The sequence below is a fragment of the Streptomyces sp. ADI95-16 genome (assembly GCF_003721495.1).
GTDB classification, from domain to species: domain Bacteria; phylum Actinomycetota; class Actinomycetes; order Streptomycetales; family Streptomycetaceae; genus Streptomyces; species Streptomyces goshikiensis.
Map to the genome: position 1 here is coordinate 917,952 of NZ_CP033581.1, position 16,962 is coordinate 934,913.

The 16,962-nt window shown below is 74.0% G+C and carries 1 protein-coding gene; it reads right to left on the reverse strand.

Going from position 1 to position 16,962, the window contains the following annotated elements; translation table 11 throughout:
- Positions 1-83: 83 nt before the first annotated feature.
- Complete coding sequence (locus EES41_RS04315) at positions 84-16,910, reverse strand: type I polyketide synthase (protein ID WP_123075804.1); 16,827 nt, start codon at positions 16,908-16,910, stop codon at positions 84-86.
- Positions 16,911-16,962: the final 52 nt, after the last annotated feature.

Below are 16,962 nucleotides of genomic sequence, written 5' to 3' on the forward strand. Positions count from 1 at the left end.
AGCGAACGGGGCCGGGCCCCACCCCTCGGGGGTGGGGCCCGGCCTTCGTGTCACCGGCCTTCATGTCACCGGGCCGGCCGCCCTCAGAGGTGGGCGTCCAGCCACTCCTCGACGGTGCCCGCGGTCGTCGTCGCGTGCTGCTCCATCATCGTGAAGTGGTTGCCCGCGACGTCCACGGCCGTGTGCTCCAGGTCCCAGTAGGAACGCCAGTCGCCGTCCGTGGCGCGGGTCCAGTCGAAGAACTGCTCCTGCGCCCGGACCAGCAGCGTGGGCGCCTTCACCGCCTCCGGCTTCCAGCCGCCGAACAGCCTGAAGTACGCGCCCATCGCCAGCAGCCGGCTGTCGTCGACCGGTACGTAGCTGCCCTGCCGCTCGTCCACTCCCTGCGACAGCCCGGGCTGGATGCCCATGATGGCGTCGTCGTCGTGCGAGTAGATGTCGACGAGGACCACCGCCTCCGGGAAGACCCCGGCGCCCTCCAGCCGGCCGGCCACCGCGTGGGCGAGCATGCCGCCGGAGGAGTGTCCGAGCAGGACGAACGGCTCCCCGTCCGCGTGCCGCAGGACCGCCTCGGCCTGCGCCTCGATCACCGCTTCGGCCGTCGAGGGCAGTTGCTCGCCCCGCAGGAAGCCGGGCGCGGCCATCGCGTGGACGTCCCTCCGGCCGCGGAAGGCGGACGCGAAGCGGGCGTACTGGTGCGGACCGGAGATCGACAGGATGGAGGAGAAGCAGACCAGTCCGGGCCGCGTCCCGCCGCGCGAGAGCCGCACCAGGCTCGGCGCCTTGCGCAGCTCGGCCGCCGAGGCGAACGAGGGCCGGAACCGTGACGCCTGCATGAGCAGTTCCATGAACTGCCCCGACGCGCCCTGCGTCCCGGCTTCCCGGAGCATGGAGCCGAACACTCCGGCGTCCTCCTCCCCGCCCTGCTCCGCCGCCCCGTCGGGCCCGGCCGGGCCTCCCGGGGCTCCGGCGAGCTCGGCGCGCAGCCGGGCCGCGACGAGGAGCGGAGTCGGGTGGTCGAAGAGCAGGGTGGCGGGCAGCCGCAGGCCCGTCGCCGCGTTCAGCTGGTTGCGCAGCTCGACGGCGGTCAGCGAGTCCAGGCCGAGCTCCAGGAACTGCTGGGACTCCCCCACCGCGTCGGGCGAGGGATAGGCGAGCACCGCGGCGGCCGTGGCGCGCACCACCTCCAGCAGCACCCGCTCCTGCTCCTCCTCCGGCAGCCCCGACAGGCCCGCGAGCCGTCGTGCGGCGTCGGACACCGCCGCGTCGGCGACCCCGGGGGCGGCGGCCCTGCGGAGCCCCCCGCGGACCAGTCCGCGGAAGAGGGGCGGCAGGCCCCCGGCGTCCGCCTGGGCCCGCAGGGGCCCGGTGTCCAGCCGCATCGCGACGAAGACGGTGCCGTCGGGCCCACCGGGCTCCCCGGCGGCGTCCGCCCCGGCGTCCGCTCCGGTGGCGGGCGCGCTCAGGGCGCACGCCGTGTCGAAGAGGGCGAGGCCCTCCGCGGAGGACAGCGGCGCCAGTCCGGCGCGCGCCATCCGCTGGACGTCGGCGTCCGTGAGGTCGCCGGTCATCTCGCTGCGCTGCTCCCACAGCCCCCAGGCCAGCGACACCGCGGGCAGGCCCGCCGCACGCCGGCGCTGGGCCAGCGCGTCGAGGAAGGCGTTCGCCGCCGCGTAGTTGGCCTGCCCGGGGCTGCCGAGCGTGCCGGCCGCCGAGGAGAACAGCACGAACGCGGCGAGGTCCAGGTCCCGGGTCAGCTCGTGCAGGTGGAGGGCCGCGTCGACCTTCGGCCGCAGGACCGCGTCGATCCGCTCCGGGGTCAGGGACGGTACGAGTCCGTCGTCGAGGTGGCCCGCGGTGTGGACGACCGCGGTGAGCGGGTGCTCGGCCGGGATGCCCGCGAGCAGTGCGGCCAGTGCCTCCCGGTCGGCCGCGTCACAGGCGACGACGGCCGCCTCGGCGCCCAGCGCGGCGAGTTCCGCGACGAGCTCCGGGGCGCCGGCGGCGGCGGGGCCGCGCCGGCTGGTGAGCAGCAGGCGCCGTGCTCCCCGCTCGGTCACCAGGTGCCTGGCCAGCAGGCTGCCGAGCACTCCGGTGCCGCCGGTGATCAGGACGGTGCCGTCCGGGTCGAGCGTGGCCGCCGGTGCGCCGAGGTCGGCGCCGTCCGTCTCGGGGCGGGCGGCGGGGATACGTGCCAGCCTGGCGGCGTGCGGGACGCCGTCACGTACGGCGACCTGGGACTCTCCGCCGGCCACGGCGGCCGCGAGCAGCGGGGCGAGGCCCACCGCCGCGCCGCCGGCGGCACCTTCCGGCCCGGCTTCGAGGTCGAGCAGCAGGAACCGGCCGGGGTTCTCCGACTGCGCGGACCGCAGCAGCCCCCACACCGACGCGCCCGGCAGGTCCGCCACGCCCTCGCCCGGCCGTGCCTCGACCGCGCCCCGGGTGACCACCACCAGGCGGGCCCCGGCGAGGGTCTCCTCGGCCAGCCAGGTCTGTACGAGCTTCAGGGCCTCGTGCGTCGCCTCCCGGGTGGCCCCGGCGGTGTCGGCCGCGGGGTCCGCGGCGTACGGGACGAGCACGGTGTCCGGGAGCGGCTTGCCGGCGAGGACCACGCCCGCGAGCACGTCCAGGTCGGTGTAGACGTCGGCGGTGATGCCCGCTTCGAGCAGCGCCGCTTCGAGACCGAACGTGTCGGTCCCGACGACGGCCCAGCGTCCGCTCGGGGAGGCCGGGTTGCCTGCCGTAGCGGGCCACTCCAGCCGGAAGAGCGACTCGTGGAACGTGGGCCGGGCCGCGTGCAGCCGGGTCGGGTCGAGCGCCCTCAGCAGCAACGAATCCACCGAGACGACCGGTTCGCCCCGCTCGTCGAAGGCCGTCAGGGAGACGCCGGCGGATCCCGCGGGGGCCAGCCGCACCCGCAGGGCACCCGCCCCGACGGCGTGCAGGCCGACACCGGTGAAGGAGAACGGCAGCCGGATCCGGTCGCCCTCGTCCCCTTCCTCGTCGCCGCCGGTCAGGAAGGAGCCCAGCGCGAGGCCGTGCAGCCCCGCGTCCAGCAGCGCCGGGTGCACACCGAAGTGCGCGGCATCGGCCTGGGGGCCCTCGGACAGGGCGAGTTCGACGAACAGTTCGTCCCCGCCGCGCCAGGCGGCCCGCAGGTTGCGGAAGGCGGGGCCGTACGCGTACCCCATGGCGGCGAACTGCTCGTACAGGTCGGCCACGTCGAGCTGTTCGGCCCCTACGGGAGGCCAGACATCGGGACACGACACCTTCGGGGCGGCCGCCGCGCCGCCCGCGCCGAGCACACCACTGGCGTGCCGCGTCCACGGCACCCCATGGCCCTCGCCGCCGTCGTCTCCGCTGGTCTCCGGTCGCGAGTGGACGTGCAGCGCGCGCCGGCCCGCTTCGTCGGGCGCGGCCACCGACAGCCGGAGCTGGAGCGCGCCCTGCTCGGGCAGCACCAGCGGAGCCTCAAGGGTCAGCTCCTCGACGGAGTCGGTGCCGGCCCGCCGGCCGGCGTGCAGCGCGAGTTCCACGAAGGCCGTCCCGGGGAGCATGACGGCGCCCGCGGCCCGGTGGTCGGCCAGCCAGGGGTGGCTCTGGAGCGACAGGCGCCCCGTGAACAGGAACCCTTCGGAGTCGGGCAGTTCGACGGCCGCGCCGAGCAGCGGGTGCCCGGCCGAGCCGAGCCCGGCCGAGGCCACGTCGCCGACCTGGCCGATCGGTACGTCGATCCAGTAGCGGTCGCGCTGGAAGGCGTAGGTGGGCAGGTCGACGCGCTGGGCGCCGGTACCGGTGAAGACGGCGTCCCAGTCCACGGCGACGCCGCGGACGTAGGCCTCGCCGAGGGAGAGCCAGAACCGCTCCAGACCGCCCTCGTTGCGCCGCAGTGAACCGAGTACGGCGGCCTCGCGGCCCGCGTCCTCGACGGTCTCCTGCATGCCCACGGTCAGCACCGGGTGCGGACTGGACTCGATGAACACCCCGAAACCCTGCTCCAGCAGCGTGCGGGTGGCCTGCTCCAGCTCCACGGTCCGGCGAAGGTTGCGGAACCAGTAGCCGGCGTCCAGCTCCGGGCCCTCGACCCACTCGCCGGTGACGGTCGAGAGGAACGGAACTCCGGCGGTGCGCGGGGCGATCGGTGCGAGGAGTTCGGCCAGCTCGTCCCGCAGCAGTTCGACCTGCGCGGAGTGGGAGGCGTAGTCCACCGCGATCCGCTTGGCACGGACCCCGTCGGCCTCACAGGAGGCGAGCAGCTCGTCCAGGGCCTGGACCTCACCGGACACGACCACGGAAGAGGGGCCGTTGACGGCGGCCACGGAGATCCGCTGCTCGCCCCACGGCGCGATCCGCTCCCGGACCTCAGCGGCGGGCAGGGGTACGGACACCATGCCGCCCAGCCCGGCCAGCACCCGGCCGATGGCCTGGCTTCGCAGAGCCACCACACGGGCCGCGTCGTCCAGGGACAGGATCCCGGCCACGCAAGCGGCCGCGATCTCGCCCTGCGAATGCCCGATCACCGCACCCGGACGCACACCAGCCGACCGCCACACCTCCGCGAGCGACACCATCACCGCGAACAGCGCCGGCTGCACCACATCCACCCGGTCAAGGGACGGCGCGCCCTCAACACCGCGAAGCACATCCACCAACGACCAGTCGGTGAAGGGCTCCAGCGCCTTCGCACACTCATCCACCCGCGCGGCGAACACCGGCGAGGACTCCAGCAGCTCCGCCGCCATGCCCAGCCACTGCGAACCCTGACCCGGGAACACGAACGCCGTCTTCCCGGTGCTCACGGAGCCGCGTGCCACTCCGGCGGCCGCGGCCCCGTCCTCCAGCGCGGTCAGACCGCGCAGCAGCTCCTGCCGGTCACCGGCCACGACCACCGCGCGGTGGTCGAAGACGGCCCGGGTCGTGGCCAGGGAGAGCGCCACATCTGCGGACCTGAGCCCGGCCGAGCCCTCCAGGTGCCTGCGCAGGCGGGCCGCCTGGCCACGCACGGCATCCGCCGACTTCGCGGACAGCACGTACGGCAGCACCGGCTCCGTACCGGTCTCGGCCGCGGTCACCACGGCCACCTCAGGGGCCTGCTCGATGATCGTGTGCGCGTTGGTTCCGCCGATGCCGAACGACGACACGGCCGCGCGGCGCGGGCGTCCGGTCTCCGGCCAGGGGGTGGCGGATTCCAGGAGCGAGACCGCTCCCGCCGACCAGTCGACGTGCGGGGTCGGCTCGTCGACGTGCAGGGACTTCGGCAGGACGCCGTGCCGTATCGCCTGGACCATCTTGATGACGCCCGCGACACCGGCTGCGGCCTGCGTGTGGCCCATGTTGGATTTGATCGAGCCGAGCAGCAGCGGCCGGTCGGCCGGCCTGTCCTGCCCGTACGTGGCCAGCAGCGCCTGCGCCTCGATGGGGTCGCCGAGCGTGGTGCCGGTGCCGTGCGCCTCGACGGCGTCCACCTCCGCGGCGGACAGACCGGCGTTGGCCAGGGCCTGGCGGATGACGCGCTGCTGGGAGGGGCCGTTCGGGGCCGTGAGGCCGTTGGAGGCGCCGTCCTGGTTGACCGCCGAGCCCCGGACCACAGCGAGGACCGGGTGGCCCTTGGCGCGGGCGTCCGAGAGCCGTTCGACGAGCAGCATGCCGACGCCCTCGCCCCACGCGGTGCCGTCGGCGGCGGCGGCGAACGGCTTGCAACGCCCGTCGTCCGCCAGGCCGCGCTGGATGCTGAAGGCGATGAAGGTGCCGGGCGTGGCCATCACGGTCACGCCACCGGCGAGCGCCATGTCGCATTCGCCGTTGCGCAGCGCCTGAACGGCGAGGTGGAGGGTGACGAGCGAGGACGAGCAGGCCGTGTCGACGGTGACCGCCGGGCCTTCGAGGCCGAACGTGTACGAGACGCGGCCCGAGGCGACACTGCCCGAGCTGGACGTCCCCATGTAGCCCTCCAGACCCTCCGGGGCCCGGTGGAGGAGCGTGCCGTAGTCGTTGTACATCACGCCCGCGAACACGCCGGTCCGGCTCCCGCGCATGGACGCCGGGTCGATGCCGGCCCGCTCGAAGGCCTCCCAGGAGGTCTCCAGCAGCAACCGCTGCTGCGGGTCGGTGGCCAGGGCCTCGCGCGGGGAGATCCCGAAGAAGCTGGGATCGAAGTGGTGCGCGTCGTGCAGGAACCCGCCGGTCGGGCTGTAGTCGGCGCCCGGCCGACTGGGATCGAGGATTCCGGCGAGGTCCCAGCCGCGGTCGTCCGGCATGGCGGAGATGGCGTCACGGCCGTCCGCGACGAGTCGCCACAGGTCCTCGGGCGAGCGGACGTCACCGGGGAAGCGGCAGGCCATCGCCACGATGGCGATCGGCTCGTCGTCGTGTACGGAGGCCGCCACCGCGGCCACGTCCGCTCCATGCCCACCGAGCAGCTCGGCGTGCAGGTACTCCGCCAGGACCGCCGGATTCGGGTAGTCGAAGACGAGGGTGGCCGGCAGGCGCACGCCCGTCGCCGCCGCGAGGCGGTTGCGCAGCTCCACCGCGGTCAGCGAATCGAAGCCGACCTCGCTGAACGACCGCGCCGGGTCCACCGCTTCGGGGCCCGCGAAGCCCAGTACCGCGGCCACCTGGCCCCGGACCAACTCCATGACGGCTCCCGGCCGCTGGTCCTGCGGCAGCGCGGCGAGCCGGCGCGCGAAGGCACCGCCGGCGGCCGTGCCGCCCCGGGCCGCACGGCGCGAGGGCATGCGGACGAGGCCGGAGAGCAGGGGCGGGAGCAATCCGCCGCGTGCGGCGGCGCGCAGCGCGGCCAGGTCCAGCCTGACCGGCACCAGCAGGGGCTGCCCGGAGGCGCACGCGCTGTCGAACAGGGCCACGCCTTCGGCGGCGGTCAGGGCGGTCACACCACCGCGGGCCATGCGCGAGACGTCGTCGGCTTCCAGGGTGTCCCCCATGCCGCCTGCCTCGCCCCACAGGCCCCAGGCGAGGGAGGTCGCCACCAGGCCCCGGGCCCGGCGGTGGGCCGCGAGGGCGTCCAGGAAGGTGTTGCCGGCCGCGTAGTTGGCCTGACCGGCACCACCGAAGACACCGGCGGCGGAGGAGAACAGGACGAACGCGGCCAGGTCGAGGCCTGCCGTCAGCTCGTGCAGGTTCCACGCTGCGTCCACCTTAGGACGCAGTACGGCCGACAGCCTCTCGGCGGTCAGGGAACCGACGACACCGTCATCCAGGACACCGGCCGTGTGCACGACCGCCGTCAGCGGGTGTTCGGCGGGGATTTCGGCCAGGACGGCGGCCAGCGCGTCACGGTCGGCCACGTCACAAGCGGCCCACGACACCTCGGCGCCCAGCCCGGTGAGCTCCGCCGACAAGTCGGCGGCACCCGCGGCGGCGTCGCCGCGCCGGCTGACCAGCAGCAGGCGCCGCACACCGTGCTCGGCGACCAGGTGACGGGCGAAGAGCCCGCCCAGCGAACCGCTCGCACCCGTCAGCAGCACCGTGCCCGTGCCTCCGGCCGCCCACTCCGGATCGGAGCCGGCGACCGACGCACGCGCCAGCCGCGGCACCAGCAGGACGCCCCCGCGCACCGCCACCTCGGACTCGCCCGAGGCCAGGGCCGCCGAGAGCGCGTGCTCCACGTCGCCGTCGGCGTCGACGTCCACCAGGACGATCCGGCCCGGGTTCTCCGACTGCGCCGAACGCACCAGGCCCCGCACGGAGGCGTGCACCAGGCCCGCCGGACCGTCACCCGGGGCGACGGTCACGGCGCCGCGGGTCAGGAACGCCAGACGCGCGTCGGCGAAGCGGTCGTCGGACAGCCACCGCTGGAGCAGCGTCAGCACCCGGCCCGCCTCGGCGTGCACCGCGTCGGCCACGTCCGTTCCGGCGGGCTCCCGGCACGACAGCACCAGCGCACCCGGGACCGTGTCGAGATCGTCGAGGACCTGCGCGTCGACCCCGTCCCGCATGACCCAGTCGGCGAACAGCGCGTCCGAAGGCATCAGTTCGCGCCATTCGACGCGGAACAGCGCGTCGCCGTGGCCGCCGACCTGCCGGCCGAGCTGCTCGGGCGAGAAGGCTCGCAGGGCGAGGCTGTCCACCGAGGCGACGGGGACGCCTTCGGCGTCGGCGATCTCCAGACGCACCGCTTCGCGGCCGGCCCGGGAGAGCCGTACGCGCAGGGTGTCCGCTCCCGTGGAGTGGACCGCAACACCGGACCAGGAGAACGGCAGCCGCGGCTGGCCGGTGTCCTCCACGAGGGAGCCGAGCCCGATGGCGTGCAGAACGGAGTCGAGGAGCGCCGGGTGGATCGTGAACTGTTCGGCGTCCGGCCCCTGCTCGTCGCCGAGGCCGACCTCGGCGAACACCTCGTCGCCCTTGCGCCAGGCGGCCCGCAGGCCCTGGAACACCGGCCCGTAGCCGAAGCCGGACTCAGCGAAGCCCTCGTACAGCTCCTCGACGTCGACGGGCTCCGAGCCGGCCGGCGGCCAGGCCGCGAGGTCGAACACCGGGGGCTCCTGCGCACCCACCGCGAGGGTCGCGGTGGCGTTGCGGAGCCAGAGGGCGTCGTCCGCCGCCAGGCCTTCGCGCGAGTGGAAGGCGAGGGGCCGGCGGCCCGACTCGTCGGGCGCCCCGACGGCGATCTGGAGCTCGACGCCGCCGTCCTCGGGGAGGACGAGGGGGGCGGCCAGGGTCAGTTCTTCCACCAGATCGCAGCCGACCTGCTCACCGGCGCGCAGCGCCAGCTCGACGAACGCCGTACCGGGCAGCGTCACCGCGCCCATGACCACGTGGTCCGCGAGCCACGGATGGGTGGCGACGGACAGCCGCCCGGTGAGGAGCAGGCCGTCGGCGTCCGCCAGCATCACCGAGGCACCGAGCAGCGGGTGGTCGGCGGGCCGCAGGCCCGCGGCGGCCGCGTCGGCGAAGGACCCGACGGGGAGGTCGATCCAGTACCGCTCGTGCTGGAAGGCGTAGGTCGGCAGGTCGATGCTCCGGGCACCCGTGCCCGCGAAGTACGACTCCCAGTCGACAGGGGCCCCGTGGGCGTGGGCCTCGGCGACGGCGGCCGTGAGGGCGACCGTCTCGGGACGCTCCTTGCGCAGAGCGGGGGCGAACGCCGCACCACGCGTGTCGTCGGTCAGGCAGGCCTGCGCCATGGCGCAGAGGACGCCGTCGGGGCCCAGTTCGAGGTACGTGGTCACCCCGGCCGCTTCGAGGGCGCGGACGCCGTCGAGGAAGCGGACCGCCTCGCGGGCGTGGCGGACCCAGAAGTCGGCGGAGCCCATCTCGTCCGAGACGAGGGCGCCGGTCAGGTTCGAGACGACCGGGATCCGCGGGGCGGAGTACGTCAGCCCTCGTACGACCTCGTGGAAGGCGTCGAGCATGCCGTCCATGTGCGGCGAGTGGAACGCGTGGCTGACCGTGAGCCGCTTGGACTTGCGGTCCGGGAAGGCGTTCGCGACGGCGACCGCCGCGTCCTCGTCACCAGCGACCACGACCGAGCGCGGACCGTTGATCGCGGCGATGCTCACCCGGTCGGTCAGCAGCGGCAGGACCTCGCCCTCGGAGGCTTCGAGTGCGATCATCACACCGCCGCCCGGCAGTGCCTGCATCAGCCGGCCACGGGCCGCCACCAGCGTGCACGCGTCGTCCAGGGACAGCACCCCGGCCACGTGCGCGGCCGCGATCTCGCCGATCGAGTGACCGGACAGGAAGTCCGGCTTCACGCCCCACGACTCCAGCAGCCGGAACAGCGCCACCTCCAGCGCGAACAGTGCCGGCTGCGTGAACTCCGTGCGGTCCAGCAGCTCCGCGTCCGTACCGAAAAGGACCTTCCCGAGGGGCAGTCGGACGCGCTCGCACACCGCATCCAGCGCGGCGGCGAACACCGGATGGGCCTCGTACAGCTCACGCCCCATCCCGAGCCGCTGACTGCCCTGCCCGGTGAACAGGAAGGCCAGCTTCCCGGCTCCGGCGGCGCCCACGGTGCCGCTCGTGATCCCGGCGGCGGACACGTCTCCGTCCGCAAGCGCGGCCAGTGCGCCGAGCAGTTCCTCCCGGGTCCCGGCGACGACCACTGCCCGGTGGGCGAAGGCCGCGCGACGGGTGGCCAACGAGTAGGCCATGTCGGCCGCTCCGGCCTCCGGCGTGTCCTGCAGGTGGGTCCGCAGGCGGGCCGCCTGGGCGCTCAGCGCGTCCGCCGACTTCGCCGACAGCACGTACGGCAGCACCGGCTCCGTACCGGTCTCGGCGACGGTCACCGCGGCCTCGTCCGGGGCCTGCTCGATGATCGTGTGCGCGTTCGTTCCGCTGATGCCGAACGACGAGACGGCCGCTCGGCGCGGACGTCCGGTCTCCGGCCAGGCCACCGACTCCGTCAGCAGCTCGACGGCGCCCTCGGACCAGTCGACGTGCGGGGACGGCTCGTCCACGTGCAGCGTCTTCGGCACCGTCCCGTGACGCATGGCCTGCACCATCTTGATGATGCCCGCGACACCGGCGGCGGCCTGCGTGTGGCCCATGTTGGATTTGATCGAGCCGAGCAGGAGCGGCCGGTCCCCCGGCCGGTCCTGCCCGTACGTGGCCAGCAGCGCCTGGGCTTCGATCGGGTCGCCGAGGGTCGTGCCCGTGCCGTGCGCCTCGACCACGTCGACGTCGGCGGAGGTCAGGCCCGCGTTCGTCAGGGCCTGGCGGATGACCCGCTGCTGCGAGGGGCCGTTCGGGGCGGTCAGCCCGTTGGAGGCGCCGTCCTGGTTGATCGCCGAGCCGCGGACCACGGCGAGCACCGGGTGCCCGTTGCGGCGGGCGTCCGAGAGCCGTTCGACGAGCAGCATGCCGACGCCCTCGCCCCACGCGGTGCCGTCGGCGGCGGCGGCGAACGGCTTGCAGCGGCCGTCCGTCGCGAGGCCGCGCTGGCGGCTGAAGGCGATGAAGGTGCCGGGCGTGGCCATCACGGTCACGCCGCCGGCGAGGGCGAGGTCGCATTCGCCGTTGCGCAGCGCCTGGACGGCGAGGTGGAGGGTGACGAGCGAGGAGGAGCAGGCCGTGTCGACGGTGACCGCCGGGCCTTCGAGGCCGAACGTGTACGAGACGCGGCCCGAGGCGACACTGCCCGAGCTGGACGTCCCCATGTAGCCCTCCAGGCCCTCCGGGGCCCGGTGGAGGAGGGTGCCGTAGTCGTTGTACATGACGCCGGCGAACACGCCCGTGCGGCTGCCCCGCATGGATGCCGGGTCGATGCGGGCCCGCTCGAAGGCCTCCCAGGAGGTCTCCAGCAGGAGCCGCTGCTGCGGGTCGGTGGCCAGGGCCTCGCGCGGGGAGATCCCGAAGAAGCTGGGGTCGAAGTGGTGCGCGTCGTGCAGGAACCCGCCGGCCGTGCTGTAGCTGGTGCCCTGCCGGTCCGGGTCGGCGTCGAAGAGTCCTTCGAGGTCCCAGCCCCGGTCGGCGGGCATGTCCGAGATCGCGTCCCGCCCGTCGCGGACGAGTCGCCACAGGTCCTCGGGCGAGCGGACGTCACCGGGGAAGCGGCAGGCCATCGCCACGATGGCGATCGGCTCGTCGTCGTGTACGGGGGCCGCGACCACGGCCACGTCCGCTTCCTGTACGCCGAGCAGCTCGGCGTACAGGTACTCCGCCAGGACCGCCGGGGTCGGGTAGTCGAAGACGAGGGTGGCGGGCAGGCGGACACCGGTCGCGGCGCCGAGGCGGTTGCGGAGTTCGACGGCGGTCAGCGAGTCGAAACCGACCTCGTTGAACGACCGTGCCGGATCCACCACTTCAGGCCCGACGAAGCCGAGGACGGCGGCGACCTGGCCACGTACGAGGTCGGCCACGGCACCCGGCTGCCGCTCCTTCGCCAGCGCGGACAGCTGCCGGGCGAAGGTGCCGCCCTTGGCGGCGCGGCGGGTGGGCATGCGGACCAGGCCGGAGAGCAGCGGCGGGAGCAACCCGCTGCCCGCCTGGGCGCGCAGCGCCGCCAGGTCGAGCTTGACCGGCACGAGCAGCGGGTCGTCCGCGGCGTGGGCCGCGTCGAAGAGGGCGAGACCGGTCTGGGGCGAGAGGGCGTCCACGCCACCGCGGTTCATGCGGTCGCGGTCACCGTCGGCCAGGTCACCGCCCATGCCGCCGACCTCGGCCCACAGACCCCAGGCCAGCGAGACACCCGCCAGACCCTGGGCCCGGCGGTGGGCGGCCAGGGCGTCCAGGAAGGTGTTGCCGGCCGCGTAGTTTGCCTGACCGGCGCCACCGAACACACCGGCGGCCGACGAGAACAACACGAAGGCGGAAAGGTCCAGGTCCCGGGTCAGCTCGTGGAGGTTCCACGCCGCGTCCACCTTCGGACGCAGCACCGCCGACAGGCGCTCGGCCGTCAGCGAACCGACGACACCGTCGTCCAGGACACCCGCCGTGTGCACGACCGCCGTCAGCGGGTGCTCCGCCGGAACGGCGGCGAGTACGGCGGCGAGCGCGTCGCGGTCGGCCACATCACACGCGGCCCACGACACCTCGGCACCCAGACCCACCAGCTCGGCCGACAACTCGGCCGCCTCACCGCGCCGGCTCACCAGCAGCAGGCGCCGCACACCGTGCTCGGTCACCAGGTGACGGGCGAAGAGCCCGCCCAGCGAACCACTCGCACCGGTGACGAGCACCGTGCCCTCAGTGGCCCACCCCTTGGCCGTGTCCGCGGCGACCGCCGCACGGGCCAGCTTCGGCACGAGCAGCGAGCCGCCCCGTACCGCCAGCTCGGACTCGCCCGAAGCCAGCGCGGCCGACAGGCCCGCTTCGACGTCACCCTCGGCGTCGACGTCGACCAGGACGAACCGGCCGGGGTTCTCCGACTGCGCCGAACGCACCAGGCCCCACACACCGGCATGGACCAGGTCCGCCACGCCCTCGCCCGGTACGGCCTCGACCGCACCCCGGGTGAGGAACACCATTCGCGCATCGGCGAAGCGCCGGTCGGACAGCCAGTCCTTGAGCAGCGCCAGCACCCGGCCCGTCTGCGCGTGGACCGCGCCCGCCACGTCCTCGGCGGCCGGCTCGACGCACGGCACCACCAGCGCCGCCGGAATCTCACCGCCCTCGGCCACGGCCACGGCCAGCCCGGCGAGGTCCGCGAACACCTGCGAACCCTCGCCCAACATCAGCCAGTCACCGAACGACTCGCCGGACGCCACCTGCGACCAGGCCACGCGGAACAGGGAGTCTCCGTGCCCGCCGGCCTGCCGGCCCAGCTGCTCGGGCGAGAACGCGCGCAGGGCCAGGCTGTCCACCGAAGCGACGGGCGCGCCCTCGACATCGGCGATCTCCAGGCGCACCGCGTCCCGGCCGGCCCGCGAAAGCCGGACCCGCACACTGTCCGCGCCGACGGAGTGCACCGCCACACCGGACCACGAGAACGGCAGCCGCCCCTGACCGGTGTCCTCCACCAGCGAGCCAAGGCCGATACCGTGCAGAACGGCGTCGAGCAGTGCCGGGTGGATCGTGAACTGCTCCGCACCCGGCTCGGTCTCACTGTCGAGGCTGACCTCGGCGAACACGTCCTCGCCCCGACGCCAGGCGGCCCGCAGCCCCTGGAAGGCCGGCCCGTATCCGAAACCGGAGTCGGAGAGGCCCTCGTACAGGCCCTCCACGGGGACGGTATCCGCCCCGGCGGGCGGCCACTCGACGAGGTCGAAGCCGGGGCTGTCGCCCGCTCCTTCGGTCAGGATCGCGGTCGCGTTCCTGACCCACGGCTCGTCGTCCCCCGCGCGGTCCGCGCGGGAGTGGAAGACGACCGAGCGCCGGCCGGACGCGTCGGGCGCCGCGACGGAGATCTGGAGCTCGACGCCGCCCTCCTCGGGCAGCACCAGCGGAGCGGCGAGCGTGAGGTCGTCGACCAGGTCGCAACCGACCTGCTCGCCCGCGCGCAGGGCCAGCTCGACGAAAGCGGTGCCCGGCAGCAGAACGGAGCCCATGACGCGGTGGTCCCCGAGCCAGGGGTGGGTGGTCAGCGACAGCAGCCCGGTGAGCAGCAGCGCGTCGGCGTCGGCCAGGGAGACCGAGGCGCCCAGCAGGGGGTGGTCGGCAGACCTGAGGCCCACCGTGGTCACGTCCCCGCCGAGGGATCCGGCATCGAGCCAGTAGTGCTCGCGCTGGAAGGCGTACGTGGGGAGGTCGACGTGCTCGGCGCCGGTGTCGCGGTGGAAGGCGTGCCAGTCGACGGCGATGCCTCGCGCGTGGACCTCGGCGAGGGCGGTGGTGAGGGTCGCCGCCTCGGAACGGCCCTTGCGGAGGGCCGGAACGAAGGCGACCGGGCCGGTGCTTTCGGTCAGGCAGGACTGCGCCATCGCGGACAGCACACCGGCGGGACCGAGTTCGACGTACGTCGTCACGCCGGCGCTCTCAAGGGCACGGACACCGTCGAGGAAGCGGACGGCGTCGCGGACGTGCCGGACCCAGAAGTCGGCGGATCCCATCTCGTCGGTGACGGGGGCGCCGGTCAGGTTCGAGACGACCGGGATCCGCGGGGCGGCGAAGGTCAGCCCCTCGATCTCCTGGCGGAAGGCGTCGAGCATGCCGTCCATGTGGGGCGAGTGGAAGGCGTGGCTGACCGTGAGCCGCTTGGACTTCCGGTCGGGGAGGGCCCCGGCGATCGCGAGCGCCGCGTCCTCGTCACCGGCGACGACCACCGAGCGCGGTCCGTTGACGGCCGCGATGCTGACGCGGTCGGTCAGCAGCGGCAGGACCTCCTCCTCGGAGGCCTGGACGGCGATCATCACGCCACCGGACGGCAGCGCCTGCATCAGCCGGCCACGGGCCGCCACCAGCGTGCACGCGTCCTCCAGGGAGAAGACGCCCGCCACGTGCGCGGCGGCGATCTCACCGATCGAGTGACCGGACAGGAAGTCCGGCTTCACACCCCACGACTCGACGAGCCGGAACAGCGCCACCTCGACCGCGAACAGCGCCGGCTGGGTGAACCGCGTCTCGTCCAGCAGAGCCGCGTCCGCCCCGAACAGGACGTCCTTCAGGGGAATTTCGAGGCGCGGGTCCAGTTCCGCGCACACCGCGTCCAGCGCTTCCGCGAACACCGGGTAGGCGTCGTACAGCTCGCGCCCCATCCCGAGACGCTGGCTCCCCTGCCCCGTGAAGAGGAACGCCACCTTGCCCCGCGCGCCTGCCACGCCGCGTACGACCTGTGCCGTGGTGGTGTCGCCGGATGCCAGTGCGGCGAGGTTGGCCAGGGCCTTCTCGCGGTCGCCGGCCACGACGACCGCCCGGTGTTCGAGCGCGGCGCGACCGGTGGCCAGGGTGTGGCTGACGTCTTCCGGCCGCTGGTCGGGGTGCGCGCGCAGGTGGGTGAGCAGGCGCTCGGCCTGCGCCCGCAGGGCTTCCTCCGTACGGGCCGAGACGAGCCACGGCAGCACGGGAGGCACGACGGTGCGCCGCCGCGCCTGCGGGCGCGGCTCGTCGGCGTTGGCTGCGGCGTCGACGGCGTCGGCGTCGGCGTCGGTGTCGGTGTCGGCGGACTCGGCCGGCTCGGCGGGCACCGCGACCGGGGCCTGCTCGATGATCGTGTGCGCGTTGGTGCCGCTGATGCCGAACGAGGAGACGGCGGCGCGCCGCGGGCGGCCGGTCTCGGGCCATTCCACGGTGTCGCGCAGCAGGGACACGGCGCCCGCGGACCAGTCGACCTTGGTCGACGGCTCGTCCACGTGCAGCGTGCGCGGGATCCGGCCGTGCCGGATCGCCATGACCATCTTGATGACGCCGGCGACACCGGCGGCGGCCTGCGTGTGTCCGATGTTCGATTTGACGGAGCCCAGCCACAGCGGGCGGTCCTCGGTGTGCTCGCGGCCGTACGTCGCCAGCAGGGCCTGGGCCTCGATCGGGTCGCCCAGGGTCGTACCGGTGCCGTGCGCCTCGACGACGTCCACGTCGGCGGCGGTGAGCCTGGCGTCGGCGAGGGCCTGGCGGATGACGCGCTGCTGCGAGGGGCCGTTCGGGGCGGTCAGCCCGTTGGAGGCGCCGTCCTGGTTGACGGCCGAGCCGCGGACGACGGCCAGCACGCGGTGGCCGTTGCGGCGGGCGTCGGACAGTCGCTCCACGAGCAGCATGCCCGCGCCCTCGCCCCAGCCTGTGCCGTCGGCGGCGTCCGCGAAGGACTTGCAGCGGCCGTCGAAGGACAGGCCGCGCTGCTTGCTGAATTCGGTGAAGGTGCCGGGCGTCGGCATGACGGTGACGCCGCCCGCGAGGGCGAGCGAGCACTCGCCCTTGCGGAGTGCCTGCATGGCCAGGTGCAGGGTGACGAGGGAGGAGGAGCAGGCCGTGTCGACGGTGAGGGCGGGGCCTTCGAGGCCGAACGTGTACGAGACGCGGCCGGAGGCGATGCTGCTGGAGCCGCCGGTGCCGAGGTAGCCCTCGACCTCCGGGGGTACGGCGCGCAGCCGCGAGGCGTAGTCGTGGTACATGACGCCGGTGAACACGCCGGTCCGGCTGCCGCGCATGGAGGTCGGGTCGATGCCGGCCCGCTCGAAGGCCTCCCAGGAGGTCTCCAGCAGCAGCCGCTGCTGCGGGTCCATGGCCACGGCCTCGCGCGGGGAGATCCCGAAGAACTCCGGCTCGAAGCGGTTGGCGGAGTGCAGGAAGCCGCCTTCCTGCACGTAGCTCGTGCCCCGACCGTCGGGGTCCGCGTCGAACAGCTGACCCGTGTCCCAGCCCCGGTCCGTCGGGAAGGCGGAGATGGCGTCCGTCTCGTCGGACACCAGCCGCCACAGGTCCTCGGGGGACTCGACGTCTCCCGGGTAGCGGCAGCTCATTCCGATGATCGCGATCGGCTCCTGCTCCTCCGACTCGACCTCCTGGAGCCGACGGCGGGTCTCGTGGAGATCTGCCGTCACCCGCTTCAGGAAATACCGGAGCTTTTCCTCGTTCATGCGTGCATCCCTTGTACAGAAGCCAGAAGGTCAGAGTCGATGGAGGGGGCGG

Coding starts and splice junctions, on each gene's coding strand:
- EES41_RS04315 (WP_123075804.1), bottom strand. CDS start 16,910: ATGAACGAGGAAAAGCTCCGGTATTTCCTGAAGCGGGTGACGGCAGAT.